A 23,230-nucleotide genomic window follows, 5' to 3' on the forward strand; every position below is an offset into this window, starting at 1 on the left:
TTAAACTGTTTGCAATTTTTATTGCATCTTCCGGCAGGTTTAAAAGCACCGTAGGTTCATAGCAAGTATTTGAAATGCGGTTTCCCCGCATAATAATCTTCCTCCGATTTCAACAGCTTCATTTACCCATTATTCAACTCTGGCAACTTCAAAAAGAGATATTAACGAACCGACTTCTGTTTTTTCAATTGCTTTCAGCATTTTTATTTTTTTATTGTTATTTATAACTTTAACATCCAAAGACTTGTTCCTTTACTTTTGTCAGGATCTTTGACAGATGTTTCAAATATCAGCAAACTTCCGTCGGGTGAAATTGAGGGTGCTCCGTCGTAACCTTTGTAAGTTGTAAGTTGTGTTTGACTTTCGCCCGTTATTGGTGCTTTATAAATATTTGCATACTCCACTCCGTAATCGGAACTAAATATAATGTATTGACCGTCAAGTGTAAATACAGCATCTGTTTTGCTCCCTTCAAAATTTGTTATTTTAGTTTTATTTGTACCGTCGGTATTCATAATCCAAATATCCCATTGATTATTTTCTTCTTTTTGATACAAAATCTTATCACCTTTCGGTGACCAGTTAGGTTGCTTGCAATCTTTTCCTAAAGGCGTTAAATTAATATATCCTGAAGTTCCGTCAAGTTTATATTTCATGATTACCCCGTTACTTTCTTCGTCTAATTTATGACTTTCAAAAACAACCCATTTTCCGTCAGGCGAAAAAGTAGGTTCATAGGCAACGCTGTCTTGCCTGTTAGTTATACGAATTTCATTCCCTGTTATGCCGTTTTCCCGAATATAAAAAATTTCATCATGCGGTTCTCTGTCGGATGAGAAAACAATAGAATTACTTGAACTGTTCCAACACTCGCCGGGCAAATTTACATTACTGCTTCCGTCAACAATAAGTTCTTTTAACTCGTTAGTTTCAAGATTATATGTATATAAATCGGAAGGGGGCTTGTTGTAACCTTTCCGGAAATTAGTAAAAACAATTGTTTTGCCGTCGGGCGAAAAAGCCGGATTTTGAATACTTCCGGATAAATCAATCTCTAATTTAACGGCATCGTCTTGTCTGTTAATTTCAATATTACTTTTGCATGAAAGAAAACCCACAAAAAACATCAAAAAAGTAAATCTGTAAATTGTTAATTTCATAACATCTTTTTAAATGAATATTCCAATTCTTATCTCAAAATTATAATTTTTTTCAGAAATTCATTATCAAACCTTGCTTCATTTTTTCAAAAAACATTACATCCTGTCGCTACAAACAATTCTGCGATTAATTTAGTTTACTGAAAACAAGACATTTTAACACAAAATAAAGCTATTTTAACAAAAAATTGATTAAATAACCGACTTTTATTTTATATTTGTAAATAGTAGAATATGGTTAAATTATAGACAAAACTCATAAATGGAAAGATTAAAAGGCGAAGATTTTATAAACCCCAAATATGCTGAAAGGATTAATAATGATGTAGTTGCAAAATTTATTCTGCAACTAAAAAGTTATAACAAACTAAATAAAATTTATTCAGCTAACTTTGATAAAGACGGTATTGAATTTATAGATTCAGTGCTGGATTCATTAGGAATTCAATATGAAGTTGAAGAAAGCGACCTTGACAGAATTCCGGAGAAAGGTCCTTTTATCACAGTATCTAACCAGCCTTTCGGAGGAATTGACGGACTTTTGTTATTAAAAATAATATTAGAAAAAAGACCTGATTTCAAGTTGCTTGCAGACTATTTGCTCCATAATATAGAACCTTTAAATAATTTTTCAATTCCTATAAGCGAACAAAAAGGAATTGCTAACAAGTTCAATTTCACCACATTAAAAAGAACACTTAAACATCTCGAAGAAGGAAATGCCGTGGGTATTTTCCCAGCTGCAGAAATTTCAAAAGTTCACTCGTTACACAATATAAGCGATAAAAAATGGAAAAATTCTCTTATTAAGCTTGTAAAAATTGCAGATGTTCCGGTTGTTCCTGTTTATTTTAAAGGGAAAAACAGCTGGATTTTTCATTTATTAAGGAGTATTAACCCTGCTTTTCAGTCGGTAAGATTATCGAAAGAGTTTTTCAATAAAAAAAGAAAAAAGATTTATGTCAGGATAGGAAAACCTATTTCAGTAAAAGAACAACACGAATTCAAAGAAACTGAAATTTTTTCAAGATTTTTAAGAGCCAAAACGTATGCTCTGGGAACGCCTTTGATGGTTAAAAAATTTTTCAGACCTAAGTTTATTGCTCGGAGCAAAAAGGTTGAGAAAATAATTGACCCTATACCTGTAAGCAAATTACTTCCGGAAATTGAAATGCTAAAAAAAGATTATTTCTTATTTGACAGTAATGAATATAGTGTTTTATGCGGCCCGTCAGTCGAAACACCAAATTTACTGACAGAGGTAGGCAGATTGCGAGAAGTTACGTTCAGAGAGATAGGAGAAGGAACAAACAGAAGCTTAGATCTTGACGAATTTGATTTATATTTTAATCAACTGATTATTTGGGATAACAAAAACAACAAAATAGCAGGAGCATACAGAGCCGGAAGGGGAGATGAAATTATGCAACAATTCGGACCGAAAGGGTTTTATATTCAATCTCTTTTTAATATTAAAAAAGAATTTCATCCTATACTTGAAGAATCCTTAGAATTGGGGCGTTCATTCATTATTAAAGAGTATCAACGAAAACCTTTATCTTTATTTTTGCTTTGGAAAGGAATTTTATACTTCCTGTTAAAAAATAGACAATACAGATACCTAATTGGTCCTGCCAGCATAAGCAATGATTTTACAAAATTTTCTCAAAGCTTAATTGTTGATTTTTTCAAGGCAAATTATTTTGATAATGATTTAGCAAAATATATTGTTCCCAGAAAACAATTTAAAGTTAAACAAAATCCTAATTTTGATAATGAAGTGTTCATCAAAAATACGGGAAGTGATGTGAAAAAACTAGATAAATTTATACAAGATATTGAACCCGGATACAGTACACCCATATTGTTTAAGAAATATATTCAACTAAGTGCCAAGCTATTAGGATTTAATGTTGACCCTAAATTTAACAATTGTGTTGACGGTTTAATGATTCTTGACATTTTTGATGTGCCCTTAAGCACACTTCAATCATTATCAAAAGAATTTGAAGACGACTCTATTCTTGAAAGATTTAATTTTTAAAAGTCAATAATTTTTAATTCTTTTGTAAGTTTCTTATAAAAAATCATTTGGATATTACATTTATTATAAAAGGAGTTGCCATAGGCATTTTAGTTTCTATTCCGGTAGGACCGGTTGCCGTGCTGGCCATACAACGCTCTCTTAACAAAGGATTTAAATCGGGCTTTATTACAGGCATCGGTGCAGCTTCTGCAGATATTGTATATGCTGTTATTGCAGGTTTCAGTATAACTTTTATATCAGATTTTTTAATTGAAAACCAAACTTATATAAGAATAATAGGCGGCTTGTTTCTAATTCTGATAGGATACAGGATATTTATATCTAACCCTGCAAAACAAATTAGGAAACTAAGAACAAAAGGAAACAATTACTATAAAGATTTCTTCACAAGTTTTCTTGTAACTGTTTCAAACCCGTTGACAATACTTGCTTTCGGTGCTATTTTTGCAAGTTTCAATATGGTAGATAAAGAAAGCGGTACCTTTTCTGTTTTTATTCTGATAATTACTGTTTTCAGCGGTGCTGCATTTTGGTGGATTGCCCTTACCGCAATTACAACTATTTTTAAAAATAAAATTCGTTTACGCAATCTTCTTTGGATTAACAGAATAACAGGAGTTTTAATTGTACTCTTTGCCGTTTTATTAATTATAAGTGCTTTTATTCCTGAAACTTCCGATTTAGGAACGCAGTTTCAAAAATAAGTGTTAAGTGGCTTTACATAATCAGCTTTCACAAAAGTATTTTAGATAATTATAATTCAGAATTATAAAAAATGTCAGGTTCTCACTTTTTTACGACTTATAATGAAAACAACCCGTAAAAAATAAAATAATGATTAAATATATTTTTATCCCGTTTTTTTTAATATATATTTTATTTGATGTTAATGCACAAAAGATTAATGAAAAAAACGGAGTTACCCAGGTAAATTCAAGTGAATTTAAAGAACTGATTAAAAACAAAAATGCAACTTTTATTGATGTTCGTACAAACTCGGAATATAGTGCAGAACATATTGAAAATGCAGGGCAACTGAATTATTATGCTCTCGATTTTAAGAAAAAATTATTACTTCTGCCGAAAAACCAACCAATATATTTATACTGCAACACAGGATACCGCAGCCAAAGAGCCGGGGAAATTCTTATTAAAAGCGGTTATAAAAATGTTTATAATCTTGAACATGGTATTATGGAATGGAATTTAAAAGAACTGCCTGTTGTTGAGGGAGATAAATCGCTTCTGAATAAAGAAAACGCAATGAGTGTTGATGATTTTAAAAAGCTTATTGCTTCCGACACACTTGTTTTTATTGATTTTTATGCACCGTGGTGCGGTCCTTGCCGAAAAATGATGCCTATGATTGACAGCCTTAAAACTGAATACCACGGAAAAGTGAAAATTGTAAAAGTTAATTCTGATGTAAGTAAAAAACTAGTAAAAGAATTAAAACTTATAGGAGTTCCTTACCTTGTTCTTTATAAAAGTAACAAATTGCTTTTTGAAAAAAGCGGTTTTGCAACCCGAGAAGAATTAGTTAACGAATTTAAAAAATAAATTTACATTTGCACACCCATAATCAAAATGTCATCTATTTGGTCTTCATTTCCTTGCCATTCAATAAGTTTGTTTTTTAAAATTTCTCCCTGTTCTTTCATAGGTTTACTTTGAACGGACATAATTACATCCTTTAATTGAGTATATTTAAACTTTTTATTTCTCGGCCCTCCGAATTGATCGGCATATCCGTCAGAGAAAATATAAACAGTATCGCCTTCGTCAAGCTGAACAATATGGTCTGTAAAAATATCTACAACACCGTCAACATTAACTCCTATGGGTAATTTGTCGGCTTTTATTTCAATAAGTTCTCCGTTTTTCACATAATACATCGGATTGTAAGCTCCTGCATACATAACTTCTTTTTTTTCAAAATCAACTGTGCAAACAGCCAAATCCATGCTGTCTTTAACTCCGCTTTCGTCATGTGTTTGTCTTAATACATCATTAACATATTCATCAAGGAAAGATAAAATTTCTCCCGGAGTATTTACGCTGTCTTTCCCGACACCTTGAATAAGCCCGTTAAAACCTATTACAGACATAAGTGCTCCGGGAACTCCGTGTCCGGTACAATCAACGGCAGCAAATAGCACTTTATTTTTAAATTCAGAAACAAAATAAAAATCTCCGCTTACTACATCTTTAGGCATATATAAAATAAAATGTTTAGGAAGCAGTTTGTCAACTAAGTATTTAGGCGGTGCAATTGCTGTTTGAATACGGTAAGCATACCTGATACTGTCTAATAAATCTTTTTTTCTTTCTTCCAGTTCCCTGTTTGCAAAGTCTAATTCAAATTTATGAAGTTTCTTATAATAGTTTAATGCTTCTTTATAATTTGCTTTATCCTCATAAAAATCGGCTAATGATTTTAAATAAAGTTGTATAAGAGTTTTATTTTTTTTCATTTCTGCATTTGCCAATGCCTCTTTTAATTTTATTTCTGATTGTTTCATAGTAAATACTTTTTAAATTACAATATACAAATATTCGTTATAAATATCATAAAAAAACCGATAAAATAACTTTTATCGGTTCAATATTGTTTTATTTGAAATAATTATTTGCTTTTAGGCAGAATAATAATAGTTGCTTCCGGATTTCTTTTTTGAATAAGCTTTTCAAAAACCCTTATTTCGGCATCTGTTATTTCAATATTTTTTGCTCTCAGCATAGTTAAATTAGAATGTCCTAACAAGTAATCTAAACTTTTAGGTTTAATATCAGTATCGGAACAATCAATATCTTGCAATGTTTTAACTAATTGTATCGGTCTCAACGAATAAACCTTTGTATTTGAACAATCTAATCTTTCAAGGTTTTTAAGCTTAGAAAGAGGAGATAAATCGTCAATATTCGATTTGCTGCAATTCAAGAACCTTAAATCGTGCATATAATTTACACCGTCTAAAGTATAAAGTGAAATATTTTCTGACACATCTAATTCATTTAAATTTTTTAAATCTTTTAGTATTCTTAAATCAACAATTGTTGTATAATGAAGGTCTAATCTGATTAATTTTTCAAGATACCTGAGAGGAACTAAGCTTTTTACCATTGTGTTTCCGCAGTTAATCTTTTCCAAATTATTAAGAGACGAAAGCGGAATCAATGAATTAATATTATCATTATCTGAGCAGTCAATTTCCTTTAAATTTATTAACCCGTCTATTCCGTCAAGGCTTTCTAACCCGCTGTTTTTTGCTTTTATAACTTCCAAAAGCAGTAATGCCGAAGCAGGGCGAAGACTTTTAATATCTTTATTATCTTCAATATCAAGGAATACCATTTTACCTATTTCTTGTAACTGTTCCTCTGTAGGATTTACATCTTTTCCTTTAAAATGCTGTTTTTGAATTACTTTTTTCCATGCAGGAGATAAAGAATTCCACCAATCTCCATCTGTTGATTGTGCTGAAACAGCGTTAAACAGACCTAATATAAACAGGACTGAAAAAAAATGGGTTTTTAATTTTTTCATGGTTTTATGTTTTTATAGTTTTAATTTCTGTATCCTACCGTAGATTCTAATGCTCTGCCGTACCCGTCATCAAAAGATAATAACATCGGGTAAAAATCACTTTGCAAATCCCTTGCCTCTACATCAAAAATAATTTCAGGTGTCGGGTCTCCGTTTAAGAAAACAATGAACTCCAGTTTACGTCTGTCATAAATACCGTCGAAAAGGAATAATACTGTTTCAATATTAAATGTTATCGGATAAGATGCAACACCCGTAACCCAACCGGATTCAAAATCTCTGTGTCCGTCGTACCAAACTTCTAATTTTAAGTCACTTCCGATTTCCGCACTCGGCATCCAAACAGTAACTTCATTTACCCACATAACATTGGGAGAATTTTTAATTATCATGTCTCGTGAGAATTTCGAAGTATCTCCTCCGCAAACTGCATTAAGTGTAGTAGCAAAAGTTCCCGGTGTATCAAATATGTGAAAATCAGGGACTTTCATGTGTGATGTGTCTCCGTCACCGAACTCCCAATAGAAATCGGTTGCATGTTCTGAATCATTTAAATAATATACTTTTGACGGAGCCCATAGTGAATCTGTATTAAGAAAATAGTCCCATTTTGCTTCAGGGGCAGTTGAGTCAATCGTAAGATATAACGGAATTGTTTTAGAATCAAAAGATTTATTTTGTTTGATAGACAATGTTACATCATATAACCCGTGTTCCTGATAAATATGAACAGCTTCCTGATCGTGAGATTGTGTTCCGTCACCGAAATCCCAAGTATATTCTAAGTCTTTTCTCCTGTGTTCTGCATCCGGATAAAAATATACTACATAGGGAGGAGAACAATTAGTAATACTGTCAGTAATACCAAAGATTTCAACATGTCCTTTACAGTTTGATAAAAAAATTGAGAAAAAAATAGCAGATACCGCTATTAATAAGCCGGCAAGCTTAGTTTGTACGTTTGTTTTCATTTTGTAAGGTTTTTAATTTACAGTGTAAATATACAAAAAAAGAACCAAGTCTGTATTTTGAAACCTTTTTTTAGCGAATCTTTTTAAACATTAAATCTAATATTCAGTATATCACCGTCTTCTACAATATAATTTTTCCCTTCAATGTAGAACTTGCCTTTTTCTTTACATTTTTGCTCAGAACCCAACTCAACAAAATCTGCATAATGCATTACTTCTGCTCTGATAAAACCTTTTTGAAGGTCGCTGTGAATAACACCGGCAGCTTCCGGAGCCGTCATTCCTTTTTTTAATGTCCACGCATGAATTTCTTTGGGTCCTACGGTAAAAAATGTTTGAAGATTTAATAAGTCATAAGCTGCACGAATTAATTTATCAACTCCGGGCTCGACCAGCCCGGCATCTTCTAAAAATTCTTTACGCTCTTCTTTTGATTCCAGTTCTGAAATATCAGCTTCCAGTGCTGCTGCAATAATTAAAACTTGTGTATCTTCATCTTTCAAAGATTCTAAAACAGCCTCTGTATAATTGTTTCCGTTTATAGCAGATTCTTCATCAACATTACAGACATACATTACGGGTTTGATAGTCAGGAGATTTAAATCTTTCACGTGTTTTTTATCTTCTTCTTTAACTGGAGCCGAAATTGCAGGGTTAAAGTTTTCTAAATGTTCTTTATAAATTTTTAAAACCTCTAAGCCTTTTTTTGCATCTTTATCATTTGATTTTGATATTTTTTCAAGACGAATTATTTTCTTTTCAACAGATTCTAAATCTTTAACTTGTAATTCAAAATTTAAAAGTTCCATATCTCGAACAGGATTAACAGAACCTTCAACATGTTGCAAGTTTTCATCATCAAAACAACGTAAAACATGTATTAAAGCATCTGTATTTCTTATATCTCCAAGAAACTTATTGCCAGTCCCCTCGCCTTCACCGGCACCTTTTGCAATACCGGGAACATCAATAATATCAACAACCGTAGGGATTATTTTTTCGGTAGTTTGGCATTTTTCCAACTCATTTAATCTGTTATCAGGAACTTTTACGGTTCCGAGGTTTGATTTATCCGTACTGAAACTATAATTTGTAACTTCTGCTTTTGTTTCGGAAAAGCAATTAAAAATTGTTGTTTTACCTATGTTTGTTAATCCTACAATACCGCATTTTAGTGCCATCTTCAAAGTCTGTTTTAAAATTAAAATGCAAAAATAAACATAAAAATATTAAAACAATCTTATTTCTTATACCGAACACAGATTAAATATATGATTTTATCTCAAAATTTAAATCCTCATACCGATAATAAGAACATCATCAATTTGTTCAATATCGCGCTTCCATTTTGTGAATGTTCTGCCGAGTATGTGTTTTTGTTCTTCCATACTTTTATCTTGGAAAGAAAGAAGTAGTTTTTGGAATCTTCCGCTTTTGAATTTTCCGCCTGTATCTCCTCCGAATTGGTCAACATATCCGTCGGAAAGTGCATAAATTGTATCGCCTTTTTGTAGTTGAAAAGAATGGTTCGTAAAGTCTTTTTCGTGGATGTAAATTCCTATCGGCTGCCTGTCGGCTTTTAATTTAATAAATTCATAATTTGCTTCTTCATTTGTTTGCTCTCCGTTTTTCCTGACTATATAAAGAGAGTTATATGCTCCTGCAAATTGCAATTCTAATGTTTCCCAATCAATTATTAATAAAGAAATATCCATACCGTCTTTTTGTTCTCCTTCTGCTCCTTTTTGATGTAATGATTTCTTTACTTTGTTTCTTAATCGATTTAACACCTCACCGGCACTGTCAAGTGTTCTGGAAGTTACAATTTCGTTAAGGAACGAACTTCCCAGCATACTCATAAATGCACCGGGAACACCATGCCCCGTGCAATCGGCAGCAACAATAAATGAGAAAGTTCTGATTTTTTTAACCCAATAAAAATCACCGCTTACAATATCTCTCGGTTTAAAAAACACGAAATGATCTTTAACAACATCATTCATCAGTTCAGCAGAAGGTAAAACAGCCGATTGAATTCTTTCTGCATAGTTTATGCTGTCGATAATTTCCTTCTTTTGTTTATATAACACATCTCGCTGACTTTCAATCTCTTCCTTGCTTTCTTCAATTTCTTCTGTTCTTTCTTTAACGGTATCTTCAAGAACCTTTCTTTCTTTTTCAACAGCTTTCATTCGCCAATTCATGTATAACCTGATTATTCCGAATAAAAGCAAAGCATATATTATAAAAGCCCACCATCTTCGGTACATCGGAATTAAAATTTCAAAATCGAAACTTGATTTATTAAGATTTTTCCCGAATTCATTTTTAGCCTCAACCGTAAATGAATATTTTCCTGCGGGAATATTTGTATAATCTTTATAGGTTAATTCTGTCCAATCGGAACTGTCTTTATCAAATCCTTTTAAAAAATAACGATATAATGTTTTTCCTTTTGATACGTAAACAGGTGCACTGAAGTCAAACCTTAATGAATTATCTGAATATTCTAATTTTGTATAATCTACGCTTTTGAAGCCAAGTAATGAGTCGGCATTTAAAGATTTAACAGTCCTTATAAGTGTGCTGAAATTATTATCATAAACTGCGGCTTGTTTATTATTGTATAAAATAAGACCATTTTTACCTCCGAGCCAAACAATTGATGTTTCGGGAGAATAATGAATTGTATTTACGGTAAAGTTTGCAATAGGCAGAAAAGGGGTTTGTGTAATTTTATATGATTTGTCATTTTTCTCATAAAAAGCGATGTTTTTCTGTTCGCCGTCAGTGATAATATATTTTTCGTTCGATATTTCATATAAATCATGTATCCAAAGCCGGTAAGAACTTGTATCTTCCGGAAACAATAAATATTTTCCCAAATTATTATTCTCATATTTATATAAACCTTTTTCCGAAGTAAAGAATATATCTTCCGCTTTCTTTTGAATATGTAAAGAAATTAAGTGTTGCTCGGTTTTTATCTCACTTCCGTTGCCGTTAATAAAAGAATATCTGAAAATTTTACCGGGTGATACTTCTGCAAATAAATCTCCTTCTTTTGTATCAGAAATTTTATAAACATCACCTTCAATTGTTTTAATACTCGATTGTTTTTTTAACTTATTATTTTTCAGATTATATAAATCAATTCTTCCGTTGTGTCCGCTATAAATAACATTATTGTCATATTCAGATTTGCTTAAGCAAAAAGAAAAATCTTTATATTCGGAAGGAACGGCATTGTTGTCCTCAACAGTATAAATTCCTCTTGTAGTTGCAAGCAACATTATGTTATTTACTACTTCAATATCCCAGCAAGCGAAATTTATTCCGTTTACTTTTTCAACTTTATTATTTTTAATAAAAAACAGCCCGTTATCAGTGGCAAAAAATGTTTTTTCGTTAAAATCAACAATATCTTGCACTTTACCTTCCAGCCCCGAAGAAATATTATCAATATATGACAAGTTCCAGTTTACTTCAATTTTTGAAATACCGTTATCGGTTGCAACCCACAGCGAATTATATCTATCTGTATATAAGGCATTTATTGTTTCGTCTTGTAGTGAGCTGTTTTTATCTATAATTTGCACGGATCTTCCTTTATCATCAGAAATAATAATACCTCCGGTATGTGTTCCTAAGGCGTAATTTGTTTCGGAAATTTTTGAGCCACAGGTATGTCCTTGTTTTTTCAGAAAATCATTTATCGGAATTTCAAATTCAGTAATTGTATTATTTCTTAAAAGAAACATTCCTTGGGTTGCGGTACCCAGCACAAAAGATTCTTCGTCAACATTATTAAACATTGTTTGAACATCAACAATTTGAGATTCTGAATTGTCTTTAACGCTTTGAAATGAACCGTTTTTGTATAAAACTAAACCGTTTTGTATTTTATTTTTGTTCTTGAAATCTTTTTCAAAAAACAGATACAGATTTTTTTCCGGATTATTTCCCATAAGAAATGCGGATTTAACTTTACTTTCAAATTTGACTTTTGAAACTGTTGAATCCTTATAAACATACATAGTTTCAGCTGCAATAAAATAAACTGCATCTTTATTACATAAAACTTCGAAAATCATCCCGATTTCTTCTTCTGAGTTATTTGCTAATGAAACATACGAGTTTGTTCCGTTTTTTAAATGTTCTATATAACCGAAATCTTCTAAGCCGCCGGCATAAACTCTTCCGTTAAGGTCAACATCAAGAGATAGTACTCTCATACCTGACTTTGTAGTTGTTTTTATCCATTTTGTTCCGTCATATTGCAGTATTCCTGAAAAGTTAGCAAAATACATTATTCCGGAAGTATCTTGAACTATGTCAAAATTTTGCTCATGAGCATTATACTCTTCAGGTGTAAAGTTCCTGATAAAAGGTAAGCCTCTGTATTTATTAAAATTTTGAGCATTAATACTATTTATTGTTACAAATAACAACAACACAATACTTATTTTCAATTTGATATTTCGAAGCATCTTATTTTCTTATTAGCTGTGTATAATATTTTTTGTCAGTTTTTCTACAAACTCGATATTTTCTGCAAATAAATTATTTAACAAATAAATTTTCCCTTTAAACATAAACGTAGGTTCATCTGCAATAAAATTAAGTTTATTAATATTCCCGTTTTTACTGTATAAACTTATTATTTTGCCTTCTTTAATTTCTATATTTCTTTCTTTATCAAAGATATGCCCTGAAATACATAAATAAATCGTATTTTTATCCTCTCCCTCGCAATTCATTTTTTCTCCTTTTTTTATGGTGTACTCTTCTGAATGAACGGCAAATTTTGTGAGTTTCTCATAACTTAGATTTGAAAAAATGTCAAGCGATCTTAACAATTTAAGTTTTTCAAGAACTAATAAGTTTTGATTTTCTTCGCTTATAGTAACTTTTTTAATTAAGTCATTAAACCCTTTAATTTTTGTTTTAAATAATTTTGCCTGATGGTTGAAAATTTCGGGTTCCATATTATAGAGAGTAATTGCAGCACTTTCTCGTATAATTAAATTCGGATGAATAATATTTGCTTTTAATACCTGAAAAACATCATCTGTTTTATAAGAAGACAGCAAATTAACAGCTAAAGCCTTTGTGTAATTTACGGTTATTGAGTTATCGGAGTTAATAATGTCAATTAATCTTTCTTTAACAGATAATCTTTCTTGAGGATAAGAATATTTATATTTATTGACCAATTCACTTTCGGGAATATCGTCAAAAATAGGAGCTAATATTTTTTTATGTAATTCCGAAATTATTATATCGGCTATTTCCAGAGCATATCCTTTTGAATCAGAATCGATGTTTTCTAAGTTTGTTCTTATCAGTTCAATTGCTTTTGAATCATATAAAACGGATAAGATTGTAAAAATACGCTCTGTTTTATTCTTTTTTTCATGGTTAACAGCCCTTAATATATCGTTATTTTCATTAAATTGTTTTTTTAAATCGGCAAGGCAAGCCGTTATATAAACAAAGTTTCCGATTTCATCTTCCAATTTTATTGAAAGGTGCGAAATATCTGCCCTCTTTGCTTGAAATGACAACCTGCTTAAAGCATCAATAATTCTGTTGCTTACTGTTTTATTTGTATAATTTATTTTTGTATGTAATATTTCTTTTGCTTTTTCTCCTCCTATCAGTTCTGTTATTTTAATTACAGACATCTGAATGTCAGGGATATGCTCAATAGTATAGAAGAATTTATCTAAGTCGGGCAGTATTTTTTTTCCGATATTAATAATTGCGGAAAAAACAATATCGTGATATTCCGGGATTCTTAAATTCGCAAATAAATATTTGAATAATTCAGGTTCTTTAAGTTTTCCTGCAGTTAAAATTGCTTGTGCTCTAACATTGAAATTTTCATCGGTAAGTAATTTTGTAAGAAATATCTCAACTTTATAAATATTAAAATCTTCAAACAATTTTGCTGCTTTTTCTCGTTCATCCTGATTTTCTGAATTTGCAAAAGCAATAAGTTCTTTTAATTTATATTTTTTGTTTATTTCTTTTTCTTCAGCAAAAATAAGATTCTTCCTGTACGGGAAAACAGAGTTACACATATAGCTTACGATATCTTTTGTTTTATCATTTAATGTTTCTGCTTTATTTTTGAGAAATTCAAATATTTCTTCATTAACTGTTTTAATTTTTTTGCCGGTTTTCTTTAGCAGAACTGTTTGTAATATTTGCTTATACTCTTTAAATATTGCTGTTGCACTTTTGTACCAGAAAAAGATAAAAATCAGCAGAAAAATTGAAAAATAAACAAGGGTAAACCAAGATATTTTTGTAAATGCAAATAATAATATCCCTGCGGCAATTCCTGCGTATGCTTTGGGTCCGCTTTCTACTTTATTTTGAAAAACAATTCGTTCTTCCGGAGGCAGCGGTTGATATAAAATTTGAGTAGCCGGGTCATTAAATGATGTTCTTACTGCTCTTGTAAATAATCTTCCCAAACTTACGAATGAGAAAAATAGAGAAACAGCACCGTAGAAAAGTCCGAAAATCGATGCTAATGCAAAACTGAAAGCCAACATTACGGGAAATGCAACAAGTCCGAATTTCATTCCGTATTTATTCATTAGCCTTCCTGAAACAAATGTTTTAAGAATAAATTCTACGATTGCACTTACACCAAAAAATAAACCGACAAATGATGTTAAAGATTCTCTTACCGGAAATTCGATTTTTGCTTGTGCCTGAAAAATAAAATCAACAAAATACTGGGCAAAAATAGGTAAAAAGGCTATTAAAAAGAATAATTTATAATATCTGTTTCTTAAAAAAACAACTTTGCCTTTATCTGTTCTTATCTTTTGTTTTACTTCTTTTGTTTTTTGGTCTGAAAGTTTATTCTTAAATTTTCTTACAATATAAATTAACATTAAAAACCCCAAAATTAAAGCAGCACCGGAAATAAATAATAAATCTTCCGTATTTATAATCTTTAAAAGAAAAGGAACAGAAAAGAAGCTTAATATACTTGCAAAAACTTCGCCTCCGGTAATTAAGCCGAAAACACGTTTTCCTTGTCTTAAGGTAAAAAGGCGACCTGCTAATCCCCAAAATGTTATTGCGTGCATATATGCAAAAACTCTAATCCAAGCATACAATAAAAAGATTGTTATTATCGAATTTGTTTTTATATATAAGCTAAGGAAAACCAACACAGAAACTAATAATAAAAGTAATCCTCCGGTTAAAACACTCGTGTATTTGTATTTCTTTTGAAAATATGAATACAGCAAACCGGACAACCAAACCAAAACACCTGCTGCAATAAAAGCCAGAGGCAACATTTCACGTTCAAAACTGCTTAAAAAAAGTGAAGTGGCACTTGTAACAAAAAATGCTAATGCGGCACCCGTAAAAAAAGAATAAATAATAGGTAAAAAAACAAGAGTTCCTTCGCCTTCTTTTATATTTATTATATTGAATATTTTCGACTTTCCTGACAAAATTATAATATTAAAAGGTTAATAATTATTATTTCTCTTCTTAATTCCCTTTGTCTTTTAATTTTATTCGGTATCCCACTCGAATAAATGTCATGTAAGTATTATTAAAAAAAATACTTTTTGTTATTGCAACATGAAAATTAAAGTTATACGGTAATCCGAAATTTGCCGTAGGACCTACAAACCAATGTTGTTCATTAAAAGGTGCATCAAACTCCCATTTTCCGTAACTTAAAACTCCTGCTTGCACTTTTTTTGAAACTTTATACCTTATATATTGTATCAAATAATAATGATTATCGGATTTTTCATTCAAACCGAAAAAAAGACGCTCTTGAATATTAATTAATAGTTTTTTGTTGAACATTGCCGTGTTATAATCAAAGCGTATCCCTGACCAAACTCTTCCTAAATCGTCAAGTTTCCAGTAATTAAACAGCTTAAAACTGCCGATATTTGCACCAATCATTATATCTGTTCTGCCGATATTATTCTTCCCTATGTATTGTTTTATACTCGGAATTATTATGTGGTCATCAGGTCGCCATCTTATTTCCCAAGCCTTATTTTCTCTGTTCATTCTTATTTCGGGAGAAAGTTTATACCACATATCAAAATTCTCTTGCGACCAGGAACTTTGTCCGAGAAACAATAAAACTGATGATATGATGAATATTCTTCTCATAAACTATTTTATATTATTAAAGAGTTCAATAAGTTCATTTTCCGGAAAAATTGATCGGTTAAGTTTATATGCTTTTGATTTTACTTCGAGTAAAACTTTTGAAATTTGGTTATCAGACAGTTGAAATCCCATTTCAGAACTCACTTCTTTAATAACTCGCTTGCTTGCTAATTGTGTAACATGTATTTTTCTGGGAATTCCCAATACTTCATTCGGGTCAAACGGTTGAAAACTGCAAGTATCTACAAACGGAGTTCCGGTTGAAATAGAATTCACACCTGTTCCTATAATCGGATCTGTTGTTTTTAAATTTATGCCTGTATAACCGGAAACTTTTCGAGCAATATCTTTTAACATCTTTATTTTTGGAGGAGATAAAAATAAACCTTTTCCGTCAATATCTAATTTACTTACTAATTTTTCAGGCTCATAAGCCAAATGAACGGTAAGAAGTTCTGTTCTTAACAAACCGTTTCTTTCTGCTATTCCTAACCAGGAAGTTGAAGGCATAAAAACTCCTCTTCTTATTGCTGCTAAATTATTAACAAGCGAAAAACCCATATCATCATGAAAATGAACAGAAAACAGGACATTCTCATCAGCTTTTTGGAGTACAACATCTAAAAATCTTGCTGTTTCTTTCGGGTAAATACTTCCCCTTGTGTCTCCCATTCCAACGGTTGCAACACCTTGTTCAGAAATTGCGGAAGCCATATCTGCAATAAATAACGGATCTGCATCAAAGGCAGCAGCAAGCTGAACATCAACGGGTAAACCTTGTGCTTTGTCCAGTGCATATTTTGCCATTTCAACACCGGCTTTTAATGTTTCTTTTTGTGTTTTATGAAGCATTAATCGGCATAACCTTTCAGAGGCAGGTAAAACGTATGCAATTCGTCCGTATTTTGCATTTTTGATAACATCAAAACTTTGATTTATTTCATCTTTATTACTTCGGCAATTTACTGCAAGATAGCAGTTGTCAACATTATCGGCAACTTCTTTAATAGTTTCGGCTTCTTCTTTTCCTATGGAAACAAACCCTACTGCAAAAACTAAATGATCCGGACCGTTTTCATTAAACATCTTTCCGTGCATTCGAGCTATATCAATACGTTGAGCAGCAGACATAATTGTCTTAGCTTGTGCTCCGTCTCTGGCAACTTCTTCCCAGAAAACTATTCTGCTGTTTTTTAATGAATCAGCTATTCTATCCATATAATTAATGCTTAATTTGATTCTTTAAAATTCGTATATTAAACTCAAATGTAAATTTCTTTTGTTTTGTATAAGACTTGAAGCCAAATCTCCTGTTGCATAATCTAAGCCCGGTGATGCGTATTCTTTATTTAAAATGTTAAATGCAGACAATTGTATTGTTAGTCCCATTTTCTTAGGAGAATAACTTATTGCACCGTTAAATACAACATAAGGGTTAAAAGTATCCGGATTTGAAGGAACAGTTGTGTTATAACCTGTTAATCTTTTTCCGACAAAATTTCCTCTGAGGTTAATGTTTAACACATCTTTGAAGACATAGTTAAATCCGGCATTAATTCTGTGATTTGCAATATCACTTATTCTTAGTTTATGATAAATATTTCCAAGACTGTCTAATTGGGGATTGTCCTCACTATCAACGGGGTCGATTGCATAAGGTTCTGTATAAGTGTAGTTGAGATAAGCCGTAAAATTATTTGATTTATAATCGGCAAATGCATTTATTCCGAATATTTCGGCTTCTCCTACTGCTTGATTTTGGTTTGTTGTTCCTCCGCCCTCAACAGGCACAGAAACTTCTTGTATTATATTGCTGTATTGTGAATAATAAGCAGAAGCGTTAACCATCAATGAATTTTCAAAAAAGCTTTTCCCGAAAACAAATTCATAGTTTTTAACTTTTTCCGGTTCTAAAAGCGGATTTGCAAGTTCTCTTTTGCCGGGAGATGTTGAATATTTTTCTCTGTTTGTTGCATCTTTAAATGCTTCGGCATAAATTCCTTTAAAAATAAACGTACCCGGAGTGTAAACAATTGCAAATCTTGGGTTAAAAGCACTTCCGTAGCCTTCTGTTTGTCTTACTAAGTTGTTATCGTATCTTATACCGAGTGAAATTTTAGTATCTTTTATTAAACTTATTCCTGCTTGTGTATAAAACCCTAAATCTCTTGAAAAGAATTGATTTCCTCCGGGAATATCAGTACCTCCGGCTCCTTGTTCTTCTGCAATAATTGAATCCGGCACCTCCATGCTTCCGACAATAACTTTTTTATTATAGTCTCCTTGAATTGAACTGAACCTTGCTTCAAAACCTGCTACAATATCTAACCAACTTACGGGTTGGTATAATGTTTTAAATTCTTCTCTTAATTGATTTGATTTTTGAAATAAATAAACATTAATCGGTAAAGGTGCTACATCATGAATTAAAGCACCTAAATCTAAACCTCCGTTAAAATATGTTACAGAAGGCACAACGCTGTTATCAGGCTGAAAATCATGGGTTTTAAATCTTATAAAATTGCTGATATTAAGTTTTGAGTTAATATCTTTATCATACTTCGTGTAAAAATAATTATGAACAGGTCGCCATGTTCCGCCTTCTGTTGCTGTTCTGTACACTAAGTCAGTATATTGACCGCCTGTTCCTTCTGCTTTACTCCAATAATTCCATCCGATTAAAAAATCATATACTTTTAATTTAAAATCTACCGAATATGCTTCTGTCATATCTTTATAAGATACATTTTCAAAAAAAGTATTGTCAAAATTAATAGCTTGTTGAATACCGGCATCAGTTAAAATTATATTAGCACTGTCGGGTGTAAATCTTTGGGTGTAATAAAAAGTTCCTGTTTCAGCATTTGCAGACAAAAAGTTGTTTACGGCAGCAGTATCTTTAATATCCAGAAGTGCATGATAATCGTCTGCGTTATTTTCAAAGGTTGCAGGAGCAAAATCATGTTGTTCATATTCAGATAAGTTTTGTTCATCGGAGAAAAAAGCTCTTGTTGTTACGGAAAAAGCGATATTATTGTTTTTGGTTCTTACGGCAAAAGTTCCGTCAAAAAACTTTGTGTTATAAGAACCGTAGCCGATTCTTGCATCAATTCCGATTACTTTTCCTGCTTTAATAAAATCTGCAGGTTCTTTTGTAATTACATTTACAACTCCCAAAAAAGCATTTGAACCGTACATTGTTGATGCAGGTCCGTATATTACTTCAATATTTTTAATATTACTTAGAGCATATTGCCTTGAAAGATACACATTGCTTGACCATAAATCATTTTCTTCAACTCCGTCAACTAAAAATAATGTTCTGTTTGTATTAATTGAACGATAACCTCTTTGGTAAGCGTGAGTATATAAATTTCCGTTCGATCTTGAAATGTCAAAACCGGGTAAATCATGAAGCATTGCTTCCAAATCTAAATATCCTCTGTTTTTTAGTTGGTCTTCGGATATTAACATTGCGGTTGCGGGTGTTTCATAAATATTCTCTGCTTTTTTAGAAACTGATGTTACAAGCATAGAACTTTTTAAGCGTTTAATTTTTTCAATAATTTGAATAAACTTAGGCGGGTCTGTTAAATAGTCCGGTTGAAATTTAGGATTAATACTTAATAATTCGTTTACGGCTTTATTTGCACTGCTGTCATTATCAAATGCTAAATATGTTTTTGCTAAAAGCCTGTATCCCTGAACTTTCTGCTGTTCATTAAAGCCTTCGCTGATACATCGGTTTATAAGTTTTATTGTTTCATTAAAATTTCCCGACTGATAGTTTTTATCAGCATCATTTAATGATGACCAATCACAATTATTTTGAGAAAATAATGTATGCCCTATTAAGGAAGCTGTGATTAAGAGTATATATTTATTCATAAGCATCTTTTTTACTTTCTGTATAAATTATCAATTTTTTATTGAGGAAGTTCCGAGTTATATTCAATATCTTTTCCTACAAACCTGTACCAATCATTTTTACTCATATTTGAAGATACTTTTTTTCTGATTATACTTTTAATATCTTCAATATTAATAGGTGTAATTACAATTTTTTTATCGGCACTTCCGGAAATCAGTTTTTTTCCTTCAATATTTGTAATTGCACAATAAACCCAAGAACTGTGTTTAAATAAAGTTATCGGTTCTAATTTCAAGTTATCATAATTCCATATTTTAATTGTTCCGTCATAGCCTGTTGAAATTAGTCTATTAAAGTTTTTATCATACTGTAATGATGTAACACCCGAAAGATGAGCATAGAACTCCTCAATAAATTTGTTATTCTTTATTATTCTTATTTTTCCGGAAGAATAACCTGCAATTAATTCATTGTCAGATTTCCAAAACAAAGAGATTACTTTCTTGTGATTGTCTCCTTTTAAAATTGTTTGTTTATTTGTATCATCGCTGAAAAGAATTGTAATTTCCCCTGATGCTGCTCCTATTGCATAAAACTTTCCTCCCGGGCTAATCTGAAAATCCTGTAATTGAGTATTTCTCCTATAAATAACTTTTGAAGAGTTTGTATTAATATCCCATTCTCTGACTGTTCCGTCACCTGAAGCTGAAAATATTTTTTTATTATCTTTACTGAATACTACGCTGTTTACAACGGAAGAATGTCCTTTTAAAATGATTGGTTTCGGTTGTATTGCAACATTTTTCCATAATAAAATTTCACCTCTGTAAGTACCTGCAACAACATTTTTACCTACTTTATCAATATCAACCGACCTGATACTGTTATCTCCGTTTGTTCCCATATTTAATCTCTCCGGAGTTTCGGGATTATTGAAATCAAATAAATTTACAGTACCGTCATCGCTGCATGATACGAAATATTTTCCGCTTTGGCTGACAGCTAAATCTCTTATTCCGTCTGTATGAATATTTTTACCCCTCAGAACTTCTCCTGTTTCGGAAACTTCTGATAATGCAGAAAAAATATCAGCATCACTTTTATTTCCTCCGTATTTTTTATTGAAATAATAAGATTGAAGAGCTAACAAACTAGGTAATTTCTTATCATATTCGCTAAGTTTTTGGGCTTTTTTATTATTGCGATAAATTTTAACAGCTTGTGCAGAAAGTGATTTTGCAATTGCTAATTTCCTGAGTGTATCTGTTTTTGCTTCTGACAACTCGGCTCTTGTGGTCTGATTTTCAGCAATTAATTTTTGTTGATATGCCTCATCTCTTAATTTTTCGGCTTTTAATTGCAGTTCCATTGCAATATCTCTTGCTCTTACAGCATCATGTTTCGCAATTAATGCCAACCTTTTTTGAATTAATGCTTCTCTTTGTTGACTTACGGCATATTGCTTGTTTTCTTCGGCTATTAATCTTTGTTCAATAGCAATAAGTTGTTGTTGCTCTGCAATTTTTTTATGAGAAACTGCCTCTCTCTTTTTTTCTTCGGCAATAAGACTTTTTTGAGTTGCAATTTTTTCTTTTTCTAATGCTTTCCTTTTACTGCCGTCAGCTTTAAATTTTAGGTTCATTGCCACAACAAGGAATAAAATTGAAATTAAAGAAGCCGAGCCTAAAAACACTGCGATAAACCTTGCTCTTCTTAAACCTTTTTTTTGTTTTTCTTCTTTTGCTTTTATATCATTTTCCCATTTTTTCTTACTGTGTTCCAAAAATGTTATTGCTCGGTCAAATGCAGGATCATACCTTTGTGCCCAAACTTCATTAGGTTTATTTTCATCAAACCACTTTAATGCAAGTTGAAGATCCGGATTTATTAACAAACCTGTTTTCCCTTCTTGGTACAATTCTGCAGATTTTGATATTCGTAAATACAATTGTGCAGATTCTGTTTCGCTTTGAACCCACCTTACAAGTCTTCCCCAAACTCTCATAATGCTTTCGTGCGAAATATCAATAACAGTATCAGATGTTAGTTTTGTCTTTTTTGCCGGCAATAGAAATCCGCTTTTTTCATCTCTGAATTTGTCTAAGACTTCTGTTATATCTTCTTTTCGTTCATTTAAAATTGCAATAATTTCATTTAATGTTTTCGGGCTTCTTGTTCCTCTGTTATCATCTCCCAAATGTGTTAATGATTTAAAAATACGTTCTGCGATGTTTTTTAACGAATTATCTTTTAATGAAGAAAATAAATACTCGGCATGAACAGATAAAGCATCAGTTACTGTGCCGACTGCCTCATAATGTTCATTATCAATTGGTTTTCCATACTCTGCATTATTCAACCAATAGTCCCATGTTCGCATTAGTGCATGCTGAAAAACCGGCAAACTGATATCATATTCTCTCAAATGTTTTTTAATAAGTTCTTTTAAACCGGGGGAAATTACAGCACCTGCAACTCCTGCAGGACCTGTTAAAGCCTCTTCTTTTTCTTCCGAAGTCATCTGCGGAATTAAATAATGTCCGTCATTTATTATTTTTGTTAAACCGGAAAAATAAGAACAATCACTCAGAAAATCAGTACGTAATGTTATTATAAGGTAAATAGGAAGGTTTGATAATTTTGAACCTTGCACCAATAAATCAACAAATAATTCTGAATCACTTTCTGCATTTACCTGATATTCATTTTGTCTGAATCTGAAAATTTCTTCAAATTGATCTACGTAGATTAAATGATTGGTTTCAGGCTTAGCTTTTGAGAATATATACTCAATAGGATTATTTTCTGTTCTCAGTATTTTTTCTACTTCATTGCTTGTATCAAATACTTTTTGATTTCCGTTTATTTTAAAAGTTTTATAAACAGATTTTGCAAAATTTCCTATCGGGTTACTACCGGGTCTGAATATATGATGATACCAATTATCATTAGTTCCGTGCAATTTAGGAATAAGACCTGCCTTAACCAATGATGACTTTCCGCTTCCGGAAGCACCTGTTATTGCAATAAAATGTGTTTTCCTTAAAATCCTGTGTAAATCCTCAGTTTGTTTACTTCTTCCGAAGAATAAATGACTTTCACCAATTTCAAAACTCCTGATACCCGGATACGGATTGTTTTGCAATTGATTTTCTTTTAAACCGACCATATAATTTAAATCTAAGTATTAATTTGAAAATCGTGTGCTTCTTATTTCAGACATTCAAATTTATAAAAAATAACAGACAAATCAAATGATTATAGATAAAACTATTTTCTATAACACTATTTATCAAAACATTTTCATACTTTAAACAAAAATTATGCAAGGTTTATTAATTCTACTTTACGAAGTTAAAAAAATGCTCGAAATAATGAAAAAAAGTTGTTAGTTTGATTGTAAATTGTTAATTTAGAACAAATTATACAAGCTATTAATATCGCTGATTTTATTTGATAAAC

14 protein-coding genes are annotated in these 23,230 nt (G+C 31.5%); 3 read left to right on the forward strand and 11 right to left on the reverse strand.

Translation table 11 applies throughout. The annotated features are described in order from the left end of the window. Positions 1-221 precede the first annotated feature (221 nt). Entirely contained in the window at positions 222-1,160 is a 939-nt protein-coding gene (locus L3J35_09470; GenBank protein MCF6366414.1) for a hypothetical protein, read from the reverse strand. Positions 1,161-1,422: 262 nt separating this feature from the next. Here L3J35_09470 and L3J35_09475 point away from each other — a divergent pair, with 262 nt between their 5' ends. The 3 genes from L3J35_09475 to L3J35_09485 all read left to right on the forward strand — a co-directional run bounded on the left by L3J35_09475 (position 1,423) and on the right by L3J35_09485 (position 4,767). Beyond that, positions 1,423-3,204: a lysophospholipid acyltransferase family protein gene (locus L3J35_09475; GenBank protein ID MCF6366415.1), complete on the forward strand. Its 1,782-nt coding sequence runs from the start codon at positions 1,423-1,425 to the stop codon at positions 3,202-3,204. Positions 3,205-3,251: 47 nt separating this feature from the next. Beyond that, complete coding sequence (locus L3J35_09480; GenBank protein ID MCF6366416.1) at positions 3,252-3,911, forward strand: LysE family translocator; 660 nt, start codon at positions 3,252-3,254, stop codon at positions 3,909-3,911. Between the two features lie 130 nt (positions 3,912-4,041). Then, on the forward strand, positions 4,042-4,767 hold the full coding sequence (locus L3J35_09485; GenBank protein MCF6366417.1) for a thioredoxin domain-containing protein: 726 nt from the start codon (positions 4,042-4,044) through the stop codon (positions 4,765-4,767). 2 nt (positions 4,768-4,769) lie between these two features. Here L3J35_09485 and L3J35_09490 read toward each other — a convergent pair whose 3' ends face one another. The 10 genes from L3J35_09490 to L3J35_09535 all read right to left on the reverse strand — a co-directional run bounded on the left by L3J35_09490 (position 4,770) and on the right by L3J35_09535 (position 22,937). Then, complete coding sequence (locus L3J35_09490) at positions 4,770-5,729, reverse strand: SpoIIE family protein phosphatase (protein ID MCF6366418.1); 960 nt, start codon at positions 5,727-5,729, stop codon at positions 4,770-4,772. Between the two features lie 104 nt (positions 5,730-5,833). Further along, a complete protein-coding gene (locus tag L3J35_09495; GenBank protein ID MCF6366419.1) occupies positions 5,834-6,754 on the reverse strand; it encodes a leucine-rich repeat domain-containing protein in 921 nt (306 codons plus the stop codon). A gap of 20 nt (positions 6,755-6,774) precedes the next feature. Then, complete coding sequence (locus tag L3J35_09500; protein MCF6366420.1) at positions 6,775-7,725, reverse strand: PKD domain-containing protein; 951 nt, start codon at positions 7,723-7,725, stop codon at positions 6,775-6,777. 83 nt (positions 7,726-7,808) lie between these two features. Then, positions 7,809-8,906 (reverse strand): redox-regulated ATPase YchF, encoded by a 1,098-nt coding sequence (ychF, locus tag L3J35_09505; protein MCF6366421.1) that lies wholly within the window; start codon positions 8,904-8,906, stop codon positions 7,809-7,811. Positions 8,907-9,014: 108 nt separating this feature from the next. Further along, positions 9,015-12,215: a SpoIIE family protein phosphatase gene (locus tag L3J35_09510; GenBank protein ID MCF6366422.1), complete on the reverse strand. Its 3,201-nt coding sequence runs from the start codon at positions 12,213-12,215 to the stop codon at positions 9,015-9,017. Between the two features lie 12 nt (positions 12,216-12,227). After that, entirely contained in the window at positions 12,228-15,212 is a 2,985-nt protein-coding gene (locus tag L3J35_09515; protein ID MCF6366423.1) for an MFS transporter, read from the reverse strand. A 40-nt stretch (positions 15,213-15,252) separates the two neighbouring features. Then, positions 15,253-15,897, reverse strand: coding sequence for a hypothetical protein (locus L3J35_09520; GenBank protein MCF6366424.1), 645 nt, complete (start codon positions 15,895-15,897; stop codon positions 15,253-15,255). Positions 15,898-15,900: 3 nt separating this feature from the next. Continuing rightward, a complete protein-coding gene (locus L3J35_09525; protein MCF6366425.1) occupies positions 15,901-17,115 on the reverse strand; it encodes a hypothetical protein in 1,215 nt (404 codons plus the stop codon). Between the two features lie 24 nt (positions 17,116-17,139). After that, the gene (locus tag L3J35_09530) at positions 17,140-19,785 is read right to left on the reverse strand and encodes a TonB-dependent receptor (GenBank protein ID MCF6366426.1); all 2,646 of its coding nucleotides are present in this window, start codon (positions 19,783-19,785) and stop codon (positions 17,140-17,142) included. Positions 19,786-19,823: 38 nt separating this feature from the next. Next, positions 19,824-22,937: a hypothetical protein gene (locus L3J35_09535; GenBank protein MCF6366427.1), complete on the reverse strand. Its 3,114-nt coding sequence runs from the start codon at positions 22,935-22,937 to the stop codon at positions 19,824-19,826. Positions 22,938-23,230: the final 293 nt, after the last annotated feature.

The sequence above is a fragment of the Bacteroidales bacterium genome, from assembly GCA_021648725.1.
In the GTDB taxonomy this organism is placed as follows: Bacteria; Bacteroidota; Bacteroidia; order Bacteroidales; family JAADGE01; genus JAADGE01.